Here is a 16,468-nt window from a genome sequence, read left to right as displayed (position 1 = left end):
AATCACCAAATAAATCACAATAACAACAATTAATTTTTCAGGATAACAAACCAATCCCAGTCATCCGGGTTTCCTGACCCAACACTTGGCGTGTACAGGAAGAAATGAACCTTAGCATTTGGATTTGATTCCCTGTAATCCTTCACGATCTTCAGGTTATCTACAGCATCCCACAGTGCAGTGTAGTTAGCAGCATAAGGCCACTCATCAACGGGCACATACTCATCGTAAAGCACAAGCTCGCGTAATGACTCATCCGGCATTGGTACAGCTGATGCAATCGATTCAAAAGAAGAAACAGGATCGATTGATTCAGGATAGTGCATTCCACCTAATCCCATCCAATGGATATCTCCATCAAAAATTGGAGCGTCAAGTTCTTCATACTTCAATTTTATCGAACCAAAATCGCCCGGCAAATTGTATTCATGAGCAATAGTAAAAGTGGATGCATCTTCAAAAGAAAGTATCTTACCTCCTTCAAAAGTAAAATCAGTAGCATCTACCTTAAGTAATACAACTTTATTACCTGATTGCGGATCTTCAATAACAGCAGCACTGTTATCATCTGAGCATGCCATAACAGACAGGCATAGCCCCATAAGTAAAATTTTGTTTTTCATAATTGATTGATTTTTAATACTTAGATGAGCATTTAAAAAAACGGTTGCGTTAAAAAAACAACTATTTCATTGCAAATCAATCAATTCTTACACAACTACAGCTTTTCAACAATGCTATGGGCAGCTATGTAACCGCCAGTCCAGGCATTCTGAAAATTAAAACCTCCGGTAATGGCATCAATATTTAGAACCTCCCCTGCAAAATACATGCCCGGTAGCAACTTGCTCTCCATGGTTTTAAAATTAACCTCTTTCAGGTCTATTCCCCCGGCAGTAACAAACTCTTCTTTAAAAGTACTTTTACCATTCACTTGGTATTCACCATTTGTCAGTTGTTCGGCTAATGCCTGCAATTGTTTTTTGCTCAGGTCGGCCCAACGGGTCTCGGGCTGGATTCCTGCTGCATTGACCAGGCTTTGCCATAAGCGATTCGGGAAATCATATGGCGATTGTTTAGTAACAGTCTTTTTAGGCTGTTGTTCTTTCAACTCTTTAAGTTCTTCTTCGCACTCAACTGTATTAAAGTCTTTCAGCCAGTTTACCTGAAGCGTAAATTGATAATTCTTATCAAACAATTCCCGTGCTCCCCAAGCCGATACACGCAATATTGCAGGGCCGCTCATCCCCCAGTGGGTTATAAGTAAAGGGCCCGCAGCCTGCAACTTTGTGCCTTTTACGTTAACCGAAGCCTGTGCCGAAATTCCCATAAGGTCTTTTATCCTTGGGTCTTTTATGTTGAACGTAAATAGCGACGGTACAGGAGAAACAATAGTGTGTCCCATTTCAGCAAGCATATCCCACATTTTAGGATTGCTCCCCGTAGCCATTACCAGTTTTTCGGCAAGAAAAACCTCTTTATTGGTTTCAATCTTCCAATGGCTGTCGGCCCTGTATAATGATTTAATGCTCTCACCCATTATAATCTGAATCCCAAGTTTTTTAGAAGCTTCAAGAAAACAATCGATAATAGTTTGCGAGCTGTCCGTTACCGGAAACATACGCCCGTCTTCCTCTATTTTGAGTTCTACACCATGACGATCAAACCACTCGATGGTATCTCCTGAGCAAAAACGATTAAAAGGTCCTTTCAGTTCCTTCTCCCCTCTCGGGTAAAATTTCACCAGGTCATTAGGAATAAAACACGCATGCGTAACATTGCATCTGCCGCCTCCTGAGATGCGCACTTTGGAAAGCACTTCTTTTCCGCGTTCCAGTATCGCTATCTTTAATTTCGGATTAGCTTCCGCAATATTTATGGCAGTAAAAAAACCTGCAGCACCACCGCCTGCAACAATCACATCAAAACTCTTACTCATAGTAACTCAGGAAAATCAGTTATAATGCCGTCAACATTATATCCTTTTATGCGTTCAATATCTTCTTTATCATTTATGGTCCAGGTATACACTTTTAATCCTGCCTGCTGTGCTTTTTTCACATTGCTTTCGGTAAGCAGGCTGTAGTGGGGATGTATGGCTTTTGCAGAAAACTCCTGTGCCCATTCCCACGCCTGGGTAACACTGGCCTGTGTTAATACACCAAGTGGTATATTTTTATTAATCTCATTCATTATCAGCAACTCTTCACACTGAAAACTCGACACTATAAAATCATCATAGCTCCACCCCTCTTCATTTACCAAACGCTCCATAAAATCAGAAACAGGCTGTGCGGTATGACGCCCCTTCATTTCAATATTTACAAAACAACGGCCTTTGCATAAAGTCATCACTTCACTAAGCAGGGGTATTTCATAATGTCCATCTACTACTAAGTGCTTCAGTTCGGCAAGCGTCATTTTATTAACTTCACCGGTACCATTTGTAGTGCGGTCTACAGTAAAATCATGGATAACTACCAATTCTCCGGTTGCACATACATGCACGTCAAGCTCAATACCATCAATACCCATTTCTAATGCCTTTTCAAACGAAGCAAGTGTATTTTCAGATACATGACCTTTAGCACCGCGGTGCCCAATCTTTAATAGTGCCGCCATAGTGAATAGATTTTTTGTAAATATACAGAGATTTACTATCACGGCGACACAAACAAAAAAAGCATCCGCCATGGCGGATGCTTCTCACTATGAAAAAGAAAAACTATTTTCTGATAATTTTTACAGTTTTAACTGCATTTCCCGATGTAAGTTTCGCAAAATACATTCCCGGTGCAAAACCTTCTGCATTTATAGTCGCTACTGAAGCTTTAACCTGATTCGCAAATACAGTTTTACCCGTAACATCAACAATAGACAGCTGATCGATCATCATTCCTTCTGCAGCAAAATTCCATTGATTTTGTGTCGGGTTAGGATATACTGAAACACCATTAAGACCAAACTCATTAACTCCTGCTACAGGCGCAGTAAATGAATATGCACCTGTTTCCCTGTTGAAGGCTACATCCCAGATACCGGCAGTAATATTCAAGTTCGGGCCACCCGGCTCAGAGGTTGCAGTCCCCGAAGGAAAATCCGTACTACCCCAGGCAGTAGTATCCCACGAATGGTCAAGCCTGAATTTACCTTCACCTCCGGGGAAGTTAAAATTAGAAAGGGTGTAATTCTTACCATCGGTAGTACTCATATCGGTATCAGTAACCCATCCCGGATCCTCAGTAACTATCCCTAGCCCAATCATGCTTATAACTACATAATCAAAGCTGTAAGCCTTAGTTTCTAAATTAAAGGTAATATTGTACATATTACCCGCTACAGGTATCATGCCTCCTTCCACAGCCGTTCCCGAAGGAAATGATGAACTACCCCAGCCCATTCCTGTATCATCAATAGAGAAATCAACTGTAGTTTCGGGAATAGAAACGTTTCTGGCACTGTAGTGTACTCCATCAGTACTGGAAAGGTTTACGGCTACGCCTTCTCCATTCAACATCACTTCCGGAATTTCAACACCTACAGGTACAAAACTATAGGCTAATGTAGAAAGATTAAAAGTTACATTGTAAGTCCCGTTTACAGCAGGTATATTGGCCCCATTTAATGAAGCAGTCCCCGAAGGAAAACCAGTACCACCCCAGTTAGTAGTCCAGGCATCATCCTGCCTAAACTTTACACCGGGATCAGAAGAAGGCACAACAATAACAAGATTTTCATAAGTGTATACAACCCCATCTGTAGTGGTCATATCCAGGTCTGACTCCCAACCTGCAGGAGTTGAACTTCCCAATATCCCAATGCTGGGAAACTGGGCAAACATCATTGCAGTACCCGCCAAGAATACTGCACAAAACAAAAGTAATTTTTTCATCATTAAAAAATTTTTTAAGTTAACAATTGGTATTCAAATGGCAGGCCCGTCAAAAAATGCCGACAGGCCTGTTTATCATAATCTTATTTTACAAGAATCCAGTATTCCCAAGGCTTAAAGCTAAATTGCTGTCCTTTGGTCAGTGTTACTTTTTGTCCGCTCATATAGTTGGTATATTCACCTTCTACCGGAGCGGTAAATGCTTGCGGTTTCGCCGAAAGATTCGCTATATAAACCACCTTGCCTTTTCCGTTCTCCCTGTCAAAAGCAAGAATATTAGTATCGGCAGATGTCGCGATCCTGTTGTATGCTGCCGGTTTCTTACCACCGTTAAGTGCAGCATTCGTATTTTTCAACTTCCCTAGTTTTTCATAAACCGGATACATTTTGCCCTTTTGATGTGTAATCTCATCCTTCTCAAAGAATTTAAGGCGACGGTTAAAATCATATTCCTGCCCCGTATAGATAAGCGGCATGCCCGGCATGATGTAAGTCAGTGCAGCGAAAGCCTCAGCCCCCTCGCCCATTCTTTCATACTCGGTACCGTTCCATGCATTCTCGTCATGATTGGATGTAAAATTCATCCAGATATCCTCTTTTTTAAACTCCGTTGCACGTTTAGCTAAAAGTCCATCAAGATCTTTTACGGTCTTTTTGCCTTTAGCAATATCATTCATCATGTGGTGCACCGGCCAGTTATACCCCATATCAAATATTCCGTTAAACAAGTATGGCTTCTCCGATTCCATCAACATAAAAACAGGCTTAACCTCTTTTAGTTTCGGAATCGCATATTGCCAGAATTCGGTAGGAACATTATCGGCCACATCACAACGGAACCCATCAATATTGTGGTTTTTTACCCAATATTCCATTTCGTTCTTCATTGGCTCATACAGCACTTTGCTTGTATAGTCAAGGTGAGCAACATCAGTCCATCCCCAAGGTTTTCCCGTTTTAGGATCAAGAGGATCGGTTACTTCACCTTTGGCATTTTTATGGTAATATTCAGGATGCTCTGTAATCCATTTATGATCCCATCCGGTATGATTTGCCACCCAGTCAAGAATAACATACATACCATTTTCGTGAGCCGTTTTTACCAGGTTGTCAAAATCTTCTTTGGTACCTAAATCCGGATTCACAGCGGTATAGTCACTAATGGCATAATAGCTGCCCAAATATTTTTCCCGCTCTTTCGGATCTTTTATGTCTTCTATCGAAAGGTCGCCTGTCGCTTTTCTCCTTTTCAGTGAAATAGGATAAACCGGCATAACCCAAAGCACTTTTACACCTAATTCTTTTAAATGTGGAATGTCTTTTGTAAAAGCATTGAAAGTTCCTTCCGGCGAATAGTTACGGATGTTAGCTTCATAAATTACAGCATTCTCCATCATAGCATCGCTTACCGGGTCAAGGGTTTCGACCTGAGCCGTTTCAGGTTGTTCAGCAGCTTTTTTATCGTCTTTACAGCTAACAAAAGTTGCAAGTAACGTAGCTAAAAGAAGTGTTTTTTTCATATATAATTCCTTTTAATAATATCTTTAAAACTATCCCTACAAGGTCTTTAAGACCTTGTAGAAAATCCATAAAAACGATTATCTTCCCAACCTGCAAGGTTTCAAAAACCTTGTAGGTTTAATGTAGATTATTTCAATTCCAACACCAATGCCGATTTCGGCTCCATTGTAATATCGCTTTTTACATTTACCGTTTTACCCGAAACAACATCAATACCCGATGTATAGTTTTTCAGGCTTTCGCCAAAACGTGCCGTACCAAAAGTCTTTGATTCGTTACTGTTGTTGATGATTACCATAACCGTTTCCTTATCATTATATCTAAAGTATACATACACATTATCATGTGGTAAGTAATGCATCATCTTTCCATTGTGGATAACATCTTTGCCTTTTCTCCATATGAAAAGCTTAGAGGTAACCTCAAAGAATTTTTGTTGTTCGGCAGTACGACCAGCTTTGGTAAAGGCATTGTTACTGTCGCCAGCCCATCCACCAGGGAAATCCCTGCGGATATCGGCATCACCTTTGCCTTTGTCTCCAGCCATACCAATCTCACTACCATAATACAATTGCGGAATACCCCTAACAGTAGCCAGTATCGTCATTGCCATTTTGTATTTGTTGAAATCTCCTTTGTAGATCTCGTTAAAACGGCCTGTATCATGATTCTCAGCAAACGTCAGGATATTATTGATGTTAGGGTATAAAAAGTCATTGGTAAAATTATCATACACTTTTTGCATACCACTATCCCATCCTGATTTGTCTTCGTTGAAAACATTACCAAAGGCATCATGAAGGGTAAAATCCATAACACTTGGCAGGTAAGAGTTGTAGCTTTGTATCGCAGCGATCTTGCTGTCTTTTTGCCAATAAGCCATTTGTGCCTGATCGTGCATCCATACTTCTCCAACAATATTGAAATACGGATACTCGTCGGTAATCGCTTTTGTCCATTTGGCAATACCAGCCTTATCATTATACGAATAGGTATCTACACGGAAACCACCAAGATCGGCGTACTCAATCCACCAGATAGCGTTTTGCGTAAGGTATTTTAATACTAAAGGATTGCTTTGATTCAGGTCAGGCATCGATGGTACAAACCATCCATCCATACACTGTCTTGCATCTGTTTTAGAAGCATTCGGATCAAATTGTGTCGTCATACGATAGTTTGACTGCGAGTAACCCGGAAACTGGTGTACCCACTCATACGTTGGCAAATCTTTGTACATCCAGTGCTCAGCACCCCAGTGGTTCGTTACATAATCCAACACCAGCTTCATTCCTCTTTTTTTCAGTTCTGCCGAAAGGCGAACGTAGTCTTCGTTAGTCCCGTAGCGAGGATCTATTTTATACACATCGCTCTGGCCATATCCGTGATACGAATGCTGTTTGTCGTTGTCCTCACAAAGTGGTGTGCTCCATAAAGCCGTAGCACCAAGTTCCTGAAGATAATCAAGATTTTTTATTATCCCTTCAATATCACCACCGTGGCGGCCTCCTGGATTATTACGATCGGCTTTTTCAGTAACCGATTTGTGTGAATCGTTATTAGGGTTTCCATTAGCAAAACGATCAGGCATAATAAGGTAAATCATATCCGATGAATCATAACTTTCCCTTTCAGCCGATCCTACTTTACGCTGCTTTAGTGAATACTTTTGGGTAAAAGCGGTTTTGTTCTTATCCTTAAAGGAAAAGGTGAGTTCCTGTGCAGGTATATTTTTAGTATCTATGGTTACAAACACATAGTTCGGATTTTCAGTTTTAACCACATTGGTAATCACAACATTGTTAGATACCGATGGTGCATATTTTGCAATATCCTTACCGTAGAACATAATCTGCAGTTCAGGATTGTGCATCCTAGCCCACCAGAATGGCGGCTCGGTTTTTTGTATTTGCGCGAAGTTCACACCCGACACAAATAGTAATAAAAGACTAAGTAGTTTTTTCATTTGTTGTTTGTTTGGCTCCATCTTCAATATTAATTGAAAATGAAAATTATGATTTTATCCTCACCCCAACCCCTCTCCAAAGGAGAGGGACTAGCTTCACTAATATGATTAACCCTGAGTGGAGCCCCTCTCCTTTGGAGAGGGGTTGGGGTGAGGACAACAAAAAACCTACAAGGCCTCAAAGACCTTGCAGGTTGTAAAATTTATACTGTAACCAGTGTATTTGGTTCTACAGTTACAGCTTTTCCGTTTACATAAACGGTAATAGGCTGTGTTCCTTCCAACGAAAGTTTTGTCTCTGCGGCCTGTATAGCAATCTTCACTACCTGGTTCCTGAAATTAACTTTAAAAGAGTAACCACTCCATTGTTCCGGTATCCTTGGCTCAAAATGCAGCGTATCATCTTTTACCCTCATTCCGCCAAAACCTTCTACAATACTCATCCATGTTCCGGCCATACTGGTAATGTGACAGCCTTCTTCAACTTCTTTATTGTAATCATCAAGGTCAAGACGCGATGTTCTAAGGTAGAATGTATATGCCTGTTCCATCCTGCCAAGTACTGCTGCCTGTATAGAGTGTACACATGGTGACAGCGACGATTCATGTACGGTTAATGGCTCATAGAAATCAAAATGCTTCTCCAGCTGGTCTTTAGTAAAATGATCTTCAAAGAAATAGAAACCCTGAAGCACATCGGCCTGTTTGATATATGGCGAACGCAATATCCTGTCCCACGACCATTTCTGATTTATCGGACGCTGACTACGATCAAGATCGGCTACTTTTACAAGCTCCTTATCAAGGAAACCGTCCTGTTGCAGGTATACTCCAAACTCTTCAGAGTATGGGAAATACATGTTATCAGATACTTTTTTCCACTGCCTAACTTCTTCAGCATTCAGGTTTACCTTAGCCATGATACGATCGTGATCGGCAGCAAATTCATCTTTAACCCTTGTTATCTGCTCAACTGTGTAGTCAATACACCATTTAGCGATATAGTTGGTATAGAAGTTATTGTTTACGTTGTTCTCATATTCATTAGGACCGGTTACACCAAGAATAACATACTTGTCCTTATTCGCCGAATAGGTTGCCCTCTGATGCCAGAAACGCGCAATACCTATAAGCACCTCAAGTCCTTTTTCAGGAATATAGCTATAATCTCCCGTAAAGCGGTAGTAATTATAAATGGCAAATGCTATAGCCCCATTACGGTGGATTTCCTCAAAAGTAATTTCCCACTCGTTATGGCACTCTTCACCATTCATGGTAACCATTGGGTATAAAGCAGCACCATTGGTAAAACCAAGCTTGGCGGCATTTTCAATTGCCTTATCCAGTTGATTGTAACGGTAGGTAAGCAGGTTACGTGCCACCTGCTGGTCTTTGGTCGCCATGTAGAATGGTATACAATACGCCTCTGTATCCCAATAGGTAGAACCTCCATATTTCTCTCCTGTAAATCCTTTAGGACCTATGTTCAGCCTCGGGTCTTTACCAAGGTAGGTTTGGTTCAGCTGGAAAATATTGAAACGGATACCCTGTTGTGCTTTTACGTCGCCATCAATGGTAATATCGGCCATTTCCCAGATAGAAGCCCATGCCTGTTTCTGCTCATCTAAAAGTGTATCATAGCCCTTGGCCTTTGCCAAAGCGATCACGTTTTTAGCAGCATCAACCAGCTTATCATTAGTATGGTTAAGTGAAACGGTATAACCGCCAAACTTGATAACCGAAGCCGTATCGTTAGGATTAGCCTCAATAGTATAACTAAAAGTTACTTTATCTATAGTTTTCTCAACATCTGCCGGAAGTATTTCAGTAGCCACACCATTAAGCAATATACTGTTGTGCATAAAGGTCGTGGCATTAAAATGCGTCTTGAAAGTCCTCGCCGTTACAAAAGCTTCATTGCCGTTATACTGAGCATCCAGTGGTTCCCAAAATTTCTCTTCCCAGTTGGCATCTTCATTATGCACACCCGCATCAATATAAGGGCTGAATGTAATCTGTGCAGCTCTGTTTAGCGGAGTAACCTGATAGTTGATAACTCCCAACTCATCGGCTACAAGCGAAAGGAATCGTGTAACGTTTACTTTCACTTCTGTACCGTTTTGTAGCACAGCTTCGAAAGAACGGTTATACCAACCCTCTTTCATATTTAGTTCACGCTTAAAGTTCTTAACCGATGCACATGCATTAAGGTCAAGCACTTCATCGTTTATGGTGATATTGATTCCTATCCAGTTAGGTGCATTAAGCACTTTAGCAAAATATTCCGGATAGCCGTTTTTCCACCATCCCACTTTTGTTTTGTCCGGGTAATAAATACCTGCTATATAGCTCCCCTGAAAAGTATGTCCTGAGTAGCTTTCCTCAAAATTAGCACGCTGTCCCATGGCACCGTTACCAATACTGAACAAACTCTCTGAGGACTTTACTCTTTCTACATCAAATCCCTCTTCTATTACCGACCAATTATCCGGCACTATATAATCCTGGTTCATCTTATTTATTGACTAATGTTTGTAAAAAATCAGTATTTATTTCTGTAAAATCGTTGAAGTTGTATTGTGCTTCATTCAGCGTTGTAGCATCGCCTATCCCTATGCTTACCATTTTAGCAGCATTGGCAGCCTGAATGCCGGCAACAGCATCCTCAAACACAATCGATTTGTCTGCCGGGATATCCAGCATTTGTGCGGCTCTTAAAAAAACTTCAGGATCTGGTTTAGCATTGGTAACATCATTACCATCTACAATGACATCAAAAAAGTGAAGTACACCTACTTTTTCCAATATTGGTCTTGCATTTTTACTCGCTGAACCAAGTGCTATCTTCTGGCCGTTATCTTTTAGATACTGAAGTACTGTAACCACACCCGGAAGAATCTCATCTTCCTTCATATTTACAATGTAGTTCAGGTAGTCTTCATTTTTTTCAACAAGCCATTTGTCTTTATCTTCCTGGGAGGCTTCTACATTGCCAAGCCCCAGGATAATATCCAGCGAACGAATACGGCTTACGCCTTTGAGCAGTTCGTTATGCTCATGTGTGAAATCTATACCTAAACGGTTGGCTATCTTTTGCCACGCCAGGTAATGGTACTTGGCAGTATCAACAATAACCCCGTCAAGGTCGAATATAAATGCTTTTGGATTCATTATGTTTTTTGATTGATTTAATTTTAACCTGTTACAGGATTACGGGTTCATCATCAACGTCTTTCACTCTCAATACAAACAATGCTGCGATAATAAAGGCAACACCACTTGTTACAATTGCAAAGATTGGATTACCATGATAAAGGTATTTTACTATGAGCCCACCTATAAGGGCATTGACTATCTGCGGTATTACGATGAAGAAATTAAATATCCCCATGTAGACACCCATCTTTTTTACCGGTATAGCACCCGAAAGTATTGCATAAGGAGTAGCAAGTATACTTGCCCAGGCAACACCTACAGCCATCATAGAACCTATAAGCCAGGTAGGGTTCGGAACAAAATATACCGAGATAAGACCCAGCCCGCCTATAATTAAGGCAAAGAAGTGTGTCTTTTTACGGCCTATCTTTTTAGCAATGGCAGGAATAAAAAATGCGATTACTGCCGAAACAGCATTATAAACCCCAAAGATGATACCTACCCAGTCTCCTGCCTGTTGATACAATGCATTTTCCTGATCGGTAAAATCTTTAAGTTCTTTTAAAGGTGTTCCGTAAAGATGATGTGAAATGGCCGGGGTAGCATATACCCACATACCGAATAGCGCAAACCATGAAAAAAACTGCACCCAACTTAACTGACGCATCGTTTTAGGCATTTTGGCAAAATCTGAAAAAATATCCGTAAGCTTAGGATTTACAGGAACTATCCCTTCTTCTTCCTCACTTTCAAAGGCAGCCATTTCTTCCGGGGTATATTCCTTAGTGGTAGTGATTGTAAGCAATACAGCTCCCACAAGGCATATAGCGCCAATAATAAACGAAAGAATAAGATGGTATGGTACTCCTCCGGCAATAGGCTCGCTTGAAACCCCAAACCAGTTACTCAGGGCATATGGAAGCCATGAACCTATTACAGCTCCAAAACCAATAAGGGCAGTCTGAACGCTAAAACCTAATGTCCTTTGATCTGACGGAAGTATGTCGGCAACCAAAGCACGAAAGGGCTCCATGGCTACATTAAAGGAAGCATCCATAATCATAAGGAAACCTGCACCAACCCACAAAGCCGGCATCATTGCTGCCAGAGCTCCTGCCTGAGGCATGAATATCAATCCTAATGCGGCAAGAACCGACCCGACTAAAAAGTAAGGCTTTCTGCGTCCAAAACGTGTCCAGGTAGTATCACTGTAATGACCAATGATAGGCTGCACAATAAGCCCCATAAGAGGCGGAATAATCCAAAACCAGGAAAGGCTGTGCACATCGGCACCAAAAATCTGAAGTATCCTGCTGGCATTTGCATTTTGCAGGGCAAATCCCATTTGAATTCCCAGGTAACCGAAACTCATGTTCCAGATTTCCCAGAAACCTAATTTACGCTTTTCCATTATCGTATTTTAATGGTTATTAACTACGATAAGCGCGCTATGTGCTTATCAAAAACTTATGGTGAAAGTGAAGTATAAGCTTTGATAATCACAACAAAGATAATTGTTTTTTAATCCGAAAAACATTTTGCCTCAAAAAAAATCCGGCCACATAGCCGGATTTATAATTTTTAAAACACTGAAAACAAGAATATTGACAACAACTACAACGTTGACGTAGATTCCCTGTGTACAAGGTGCGTATCTATCAGTTCGGTACGATATTGTTCATTACCATCCTCTTCTTCCTCCATTTCAAGGCGTTCTATAAGCATTTTGGCAGCACGGCCTCCCATTTTAATACCATTCTGGCTCACTGTAGTGATGGTAGGTGTTGAGAATTGCGAAATGATACCATCAGTAAAACCAATAACTGAAATATCCTCAGGCACTTTAAGCCCCATTTTGTTGGCCAGTTTTATAGTAGTTACTGCAAAAAGCTCATTTACGGCAAAAATGGCATCGGGCTTATTATTTTGCAGCATCGCTTCAATTTTGGCAGCACAATTATCGATATCCTCAATTTTGACAATTATGTTATCGTTAATAGGTAAATCATGGTCGTTAAGTGCATTTACATACCCCTCTGTACGCAGTTTACCCACACTCACATAATCAACAGTGGTAACAAGGCCAATATTCTTAAAGCCCTGTCTCACCAGAAAGTCAACGGCATCATAAGCCGCCAATTGATCATCTATGATTACCTTGTCGCAAAGCACGTCATTGGTAACCCTGTCAAACATGACAACAGGCATTCCCTGATTAATGACTTCCTGTATATGGTGAAAGTCTTTTTTCTGTTGCGTTTCTTTAGAAAGCGACATGATAAATCCGTCCGTACTACCGTTGGCAAGCATCTCCATATTGATTACTTCCTTATCAAACGATTCATCAGAAAGACAGACAATTACGTTATATCCATTTTCATTTGCTACCTGCTCAATTCCACTAATTACGGTAGCAAAAAAGTGGTGTACTATCTCGGGAATTATAATCCCGATGGTCTTTGTTTTTTTATTTTTTAGGCTTAAGGCAATGTTGTTAGGCTTATAGTTATACAGCTTTGCAAAAGCCTGAACTTTCTGACGGGTATCCTCACTAATTTCTATACTGTTCCTCAATGCTTTAGACACCGTTGAGATAGAAACATCGAGCTCTTTTGCTATCTGTTTTAAAGTTACTTTTCTTTTCATAAAATCGTGTTAAAGTATAGTATTCGAAATAAAGATAGGTTTTAATTTTATTAGTAACAATTATCTTACTGAAAACCTGTAAAATATAGAAAGTTTTCAACACGAAAACGTTGTCGCTAACCCAATATCACGAAAACGTTTTTTTGCTACAGGAATTTACATAATTTTAACATTGAAAGTGAATTATAAGCAAGTACAAAACCCAAAATTAACCCTAAACAACTTGTATGAAAACAATCTACACAAAGTTATTGCTTTTACTGCTTTTGTTGCCCTTTACCGCTCTCGCCCAGAGCACTTTAAAGGGAAATATTAGCGACGCTACATCGGGTCAGCCCATACCCGGTGCAAACGTGATAGTAGAAGGAACTTCAAATGGCACTTCTACCGACATGGACGGTAACTTTACCTTAGCAAATGTTAAGAAGGGAGACCGTATTGTAGTTAGCTTTATAGGCTACTCAAACCAGGTAGTTGAATACACCGGACAAGCCACTTTAAACGTTGCGCTTCAGGAAGATGCAACGCAGCTTCAGGAGGTGGTAGTTATCGGTTACGGTACGACTACCAAGAAAGATGCTACAGGAGCAGTTGACGTAGTTTCGTCAAAAGACTTTAACAAAGGTGCTATCGCAAATGCTGACCAATTACTGGTTGGTCGTTCTCCGGGTGTAAGGATCACCAATGCCGGCGGACAACCCGATGCAGCACCAAATATCAGAATACGTGGAGGTAGCTCACTAAGTGCACAAAACAATCCTCTAATAGTAATTGATGGAGTACCTCTTGATTATGTATCTCCGGCAGGTTCAGGCAACCCGCTAGCAATGCTAAACCCAAACGACATTGAATCATTTACAATACTAAAAGACGCTTCGGCTACAGCTATCTATGGTTCGAGAGCTTCTAATGGTGTTATCCTTGTTACTACCAAAAAAGGAACATCAGGAAAACCACAATTCAGCTATTCTGCTAATGTAGCTTTTGGCAAAGTTGGTAAAACGGTAGATATGATGGATAGTAAAACATTTACTAAATTCATCCAAGAGTATCACCCTGACCTGACTAATATGCTGGGTGTAGACGATCCTTCAAATGCGTTATCAGACGATCCTACAACACCTGAAATAGAAGGCAGGATCCTTTCGAACACTAACTGGCAGGATGCTATCATGAGAACGTCTATCATGACAGACAATAACTTTAGCGCCAGTGGTAATTTATTTAAGGTTTTACCTATCAGGGCATCTGTTGGTTATCTTAAAAACGAAGGCCTGGTAAAAACAAGTGATTACGAACGCTATACCGGATCCCTTAAACTTACCCCTAGTTTCCTTGATGACCACTTAAAAGTTGAACTTAACGCTAAAGGTACCCAGTCTAAGAAAAACGCTATTGACGAAGCATCAGCTATTGCAGGATCGCTAAACATGGATCCTACAAAACCAATATATAATGCTGATGGCAGTTATGCTCAGGTAACTTCAGGAACAAACGGAAAGCTTGACGGGCAGTACAACCCGGTAAACCTTTTGAACGAGAGAAGAAGACCTGAAGAGATTAAGAAATTGCTTGCTAACCTTCAGTTAGACTATAAAATGCACTTTTTGCCTGAATTAAGAGCAATTGTTAACATGGGTGTAGAAGCTTCACGCTCTAACATTACAGAAACATTCTCAGACAAGGCTTTTTCAGCATATCAGCTTGATAATACTGACAACACTTATAAATACCACCCTGGCAAGAACTATGGTGAGACTCAAACCATTACAAACAGAACTTTTGACACTTACCTAGCCTATACTAAAAACCTTACCGGGTTTGTAACACGCGTTGATGCACAGGCTGGTCACACTTATCAGGATTTTAAAAATGACGGTTACAAAGACATCTACAGATATAATTCGGTTACAGGTGAAAGAGAAGTTGCAGTAAATGAGCAAAACCCAAACAACAGATATTATACTAAAGCAGCTATAGAGTCTTACTTTGGCCGTGCTAATGTTGATTTGGCCGACAAATATCTTTTCACATTTACACTAAGAGCTGACGGATCGTCTTTATTTAGAAAAGACAATCGTTGGGGTTATTTCCCGGGTGCAGCATTTGCGTGGAGAATTAACGATGAGAACTTCCTTAAAAACAGTCAGGTTGTAAACAATCTTAAATTACGTTTAGGATACGGACAAACAGGACAACAGGACATTACAAGCATTGCAGGATATTATCCTACTTCGGCCCTATATGAGCCTGGAGATCCTAACGGACAATATCTTCCGGGATATAACACTTACAGCCCGAAAGCATTTAACGACCAGTTAGAATGGGAGGTTACAACAACTTATAACGTGGGTCTTGATTTTGCTTTCTTTAAAAATGACATCCTATCAGGTTCGGTAGATGTTTACAAAAGAGACACAGACAATTTGCTTGTAAAAGCCTCTGTACCTTCAGGACAGTACCTTACAAATGAAATCACTCAAAACATAGGCTCTTTAACTAATAAAGGGGTTGAGATCGATTTGAGACTTAAACCTATTACAACAGATAATTTTAGTTGGGAAGTACTTGGTAACCTTGCGTATAATATTGGAGAAATTACCGATTTAGGAAACAGGTCTTCATTTGACCCTGCAGAAATAAAACTGCCAACTTCTACCGGTATTACATTTATAAGACAAGCGGTAGGCCAGCAGCCTTATGCAGCTTATGTATTTGAACAATTATATGATTCATCGGGTCGTCCTATCGTTGGAGCTTACAAAGACCGTAACGGTGATGGTGTAATTACAAATGATGACAAATACTACACAGCTATGCGTCCTAACTGGACATTTGGTTTCAGCACAAACTTTACGTACAAGAACATAGACCTTTCAGCAAGTTTCCACGGGCAACTTGACGGACAAGTATATAACGCTGCTAAACTACAGGGCGGATGGACAGACAGACCTGTTCCTAACAACTCTAACAGCCTTAACAACGTTCTTGATTTTTACAATGGTGCAGCAGATCCACGCTTTACAAACATTCAGGGAAATATTCCTCTTTCAGACTACTATATTGAAAACGGAGCTTTCCTAAGATGTGACAACATTACTCTTGGTTACAGATTTAATGATGTAATCAAAAACGGATACGGATCTATTCGTCTTTATGCAGCTGTAAACAATGCGTTTTTAGTAACAAATTACTCAGGTCAGGATCCTGAAAATTTCAACACGCTTGACAGTAACTTTTACCCACGTCCAAGGCAGTGGAGCTTTGGTCTAAACTTTGACTTCTAA

Annotated in this window: 11 protein-coding genes; 1 reads left to right on the top strand and 10 read right to left on the bottom strand. The window is 40.4% G+C overall.

Going from position 1 to position 16,468, the window contains the following annotated elements:
- Positions 1-29: 29 nt before the first annotated feature.
- The 10 genes from DEU42_RS16500 to DEU42_RS16455 form a co-directional block, all read right to left on the bottom strand.
- A complete protein-coding gene (locus tag DEU42_RS16500; RefSeq protein ID WP_114759435.1) occupies positions 30-623 on the bottom strand; it encodes a hypothetical protein in 594 nt (197 codons plus the stop codon).
- 95 nt (positions 624-718) lie between these two features.
- Entirely contained in the window at positions 719-1,939 is a 1,221-nt protein-coding gene (locus tag DEU42_RS16495; RefSeq protein WP_114759434.1) for an NAD(P)/FAD-dependent oxidoreductase, read from the bottom strand.
- Positions 1,936-2,622 carry a glycerophosphodiester phosphodiesterase gene (locus DEU42_RS16490; RefSeq protein WP_114759433.1) on the bottom strand — a complete coding sequence of 229 codons (687 nt, stop codon included), beginning with the start codon at positions 2,620-2,622 and terminating at the stop codon, positions 1,936-1,938. The genes DEU42_RS16495 and DEU42_RS16490 overlap by 4 nt, the downstream gene beginning before the upstream one ends.
- Positions 2,623-2,725: 103 nt before the next feature.
- Positions 2,726-3,895, bottom strand: a complete 1,170-nt coding sequence (locus DEU42_RS16485; RefSeq protein ID WP_114759432.1) for a T9SS type A sorting domain-containing protein — start codon at positions 3,893-3,895, stop codon at positions 2,726-2,728.
- Between the two features lie 80 nt (positions 3,896-3,975).
- A complete protein-coding gene (locus DEU42_RS16480; protein WP_114759431.1) occupies positions 3,976-5,412 on the bottom strand; it encodes an alpha-amylase family glycosyl hydrolase in 1,437 nt (478 codons plus the stop codon).
- Between the two features lie 128 nt (positions 5,413-5,540).
- A complete protein-coding gene (locus DEU42_RS16475) occupies positions 5,541-7,379 on the bottom strand; it encodes a glycoside hydrolase family 13 protein (protein WP_114759448.1) in 1,839 nt (612 codons plus the stop codon).
- A gap of 203 nt (positions 7,380-7,582) precedes the next feature.
- Positions 7,583-9,892, bottom strand: coding sequence for a glycoside hydrolase family 65 protein (locus DEU42_RS16470; RefSeq protein WP_114759430.1), 2,310 nt, complete (start codon positions 9,890-9,892; stop codon positions 7,583-7,585).
- Position 9,893: 1 nt separating this feature from the next.
- Positions 9,894-10,550, bottom strand: a complete 657-nt coding sequence (pgmB, locus tag DEU42_RS16465; protein ID WP_114759429.1) for a beta-phosphoglucomutase — start codon at positions 10,548-10,550, stop codon at positions 9,894-9,896.
- Between the two features lie 31 nt (positions 10,551-10,581).
- The gene (locus DEU42_RS16460) at positions 10,582-11,946 is read right to left on the bottom strand and encodes an MFS transporter (protein ID WP_114759428.1); all 1,365 of its coding nucleotides are present in this window, start codon (positions 11,944-11,946) and stop codon (positions 10,582-10,584) included.
- Between the two features lie 203 nt (positions 11,947-12,149).
- Positions 12,150-13,181: a LacI family DNA-binding transcriptional regulator gene (locus DEU42_RS16455; RefSeq protein ID WP_114759427.1), complete on the bottom strand. Its 1,032-nt coding sequence runs from the start codon at positions 13,179-13,181 to the stop codon at positions 12,150-12,152.
- Positions 13,182-13,408: 227 nt separating this feature from the next.
- Between DEU42_RS16455 and DEU42_RS16450 the strand changes: the two genes are divergently transcribed.
- On the top strand, positions 13,409-16,468 hold the full coding sequence (locus tag DEU42_RS16450) for a SusC/RagA family TonB-linked outer membrane protein (protein ID WP_199509107.1): 3,060 nt from the start codon (positions 13,409-13,411) through the stop codon (positions 16,466-16,468).

The sequence above is a fragment of the Flavobacterium sp. AG291 genome, assembly GCF_003350375.1.
Classification (GTDB): Bacteria; Bacteroidota; Bacteroidia; order Flavobacteriales; family Flavobacteriaceae; genus Flavobacterium; species Flavobacterium suzhouense.
Note: the sequence above shows the minus strand (reverse complement) of the source record. Positions and strands in the feature narration are given on the sequence as shown.

Coding starts and splice junctions, on each gene's coding strand:
- DEU42_RS16500 (WP_114759435.1), bottom strand. CDS start 623: ATGAAAAACAAAATTTTACTTATGGGGCTATGCCTGTCTGTTATGGCA.
- DEU42_RS16495 (WP_114759434.1), bottom strand. CDS start 1,939: ATGAGTAAGAGTTTTGATGTGATTGTTGCAGGCGGTGGTGCTGCAGGT.
- DEU42_RS16490 (WP_114759433.1), bottom strand. CDS start 2,622: ATGGCGGCACTATTAAAGATTGGGCACCGCGGTGCTAAAGGTCATGTA.
- DEU42_RS16485 (WP_114759432.1), bottom strand. CDS start 3,895: ATGATGAAAAAATTACTTTTGTTTTGTGCAGTATTCTTGGCGGGTACT.
- DEU42_RS16480 (WP_114759431.1), bottom strand. CDS start 5,412: ATGAAAAAAACACTTCTTTTAGCTACGTTACTTGCAACTTTTGTTAGC.
- DEU42_RS16475 (WP_114759448.1), bottom strand. CDS start 7,379: ATGAAAAAACTACTTAGTCTTTTATTACTATTTGTGTCGGGTGTGAAC.
- DEU42_RS16470 (WP_114759430.1), bottom strand. CDS start 9,892: ATGAACCAGGATTATATAGTGCCGGATAATTGGTCGGTAATAGAAGAG.
- pgmB (WP_114759429.1), bottom strand. CDS start 10,550: ATGAATCCAAAAGCATTTATATTCGACCTTGACGGGGTTATTGTTGAT.
- DEU42_RS16460 (WP_114759428.1), bottom strand. CDS start 11,946: ATGGAAAAGCGTAAATTAGGTTTCTGGGAAATCTGGAACATGAGTTTC.
- DEU42_RS16455 (WP_114759427.1), bottom strand. CDS start 13,181: ATGAAAAGAAAAGTAACTTTAAAACAGATAGCAAAAGAGCTCGATGTT.
- DEU42_RS16450 (WP_199509107.1), top strand. CDS start 13,409: ATGAAAACAATCTACACAAAGTTATTGCTTTTACTGCTTTTGTTGCCC.